General features: G+C 55.2%; 1 protein-coding gene. It reads right to left on the bottom strand.

Annotated elements, in window-relative coordinates:
* Window positions 1–33 precede the first annotated feature (33 nt).
* Entirely contained in the window at window positions 34–921 is an 888-nt protein-coding gene (rhtA, locus tag J5M66_RS26440) for a threonine/homoserine exporter RhtA (protein ID WP_016770790.1), read from the bottom strand.
* Between the last annotated feature and the right edge of the window lie 399 nt (window positions 922–1,320).

Below are 1,320 nucleotides of genomic sequence, written 5' to 3'. Positions count from 1 at the left end.
CGCCAATTACCAGACCCCACTTTCTATTACGCTTCAGTCGGCCGCGACAGCAGGCTTTGCTCCGCTGCCCATGGTCATGGTTGCGCCCACTGACGCCAGAATAATGCACAGGATGGCCAGCCATTGTGACAATGAAAGGTATTCCTGGAGAAAAAGCAGACCTGATAGTGCTCCGAAGGCCGGTTCGATACTCATGAGCGTGCCGAAGGTGCGCGCGGGCATACGCGTCAGGGCGACCATCTCCAGGGTATAGGGAAGGGCGGTGGACAGAATGGCGACGCCGATAGCGATCGGAATCAGTGATGGTGTAAGCAGCGCAGCGCCGGCATGAACGATTCCGATTGGCGCCACGAACAGCGCGGCGATCATCACGCCGAGGGCTGCCGTCGTCACCCCGTTGTCGGCGCCGGCCTTCTGCCCGAACAGAATGTACAGCGCCCAGCACACTCCGGCGCCCAGCGCATAGCCCGCTCCGACCAGATCAATGCCGGCAGTGGTAGCCCCGGTGGGTATCAATAGAAGCAAGCCGGCCGCAGCAAGCGCAATCCATACAAAATCGATGGCGCGGCGAGAGGCATATATAGCTACAGCCAGAGGGCCGGTGAATTCCAGCGCAACGGCGATGCCTAGCGGCACTGTGCGCAGCGACATATAGAAGAGGAAGTTCATTCCGCCCAATGCCATTCCGTAGACGATCACGGTACGAAGAGACTTGGCGGTCAGCTTTGCACGCCATGGGCGCAGTATCAGCAGCATGATCACGCTGGCAAAGATCAAGCGAAGAGTGGTTGTTCCTTGTGCGCCGATAATGGGGAACATGCTTTTGGCCAGAGAAGCGCCCGACTGGATGGACGCCATGGCTATCATGAGCAGGCAAACCGGAAACAATGTGGAAGCAAGGGAGCGAGGTTGATCATTCATTGCGCGGCAGCATCCAAGGCAAAAACACAGTATTGTTGTGGTAGTGGGCAATATACTGCGCATTGGATGAGGGCGCGTCTATATATAGAAAGCGTTTTTGCTGATTTGAAAGAAAAGCGAAATTAACGGTTGACGGCAGATTCCAGAGGTCTATAATTCGCCCCACTTCCGGCGCAGTCGAAACGGAAAACTCCTTGAGATTCAAAGAGTTATGCAGCTTTCGACAGCGACTTGCTTCAGGTCATCGAAGCCTGGAAGGAGTTGAAAGAGCAGTGATGTTTGGCTCTTTTAACGGTTCGATCTTCTCGGTCGAAAGCGGAGAAAAAGAGGTGTTGACAGCAGCGATTAACGCTGTAGAATTCGCCTCCCGCTAACGAGAGATCGGAAGCGCAAGTGGTT

This window comes from Pseudomonas sp. 67(2021) (genome assembly GCF_017491835.1).
Classification (GTDB): domain Bacteria; phylum Pseudomonadota; class Gammaproteobacteria; order Pseudomonadales; family Pseudomonadaceae; genus Aquipseudomonas; species Aquipseudomonas atacamensis.
The sequence above is the reverse complement of the archived record's forward strand: the minus strand, read 5'-3'. Positions and strand labels throughout refer to the sequence as shown.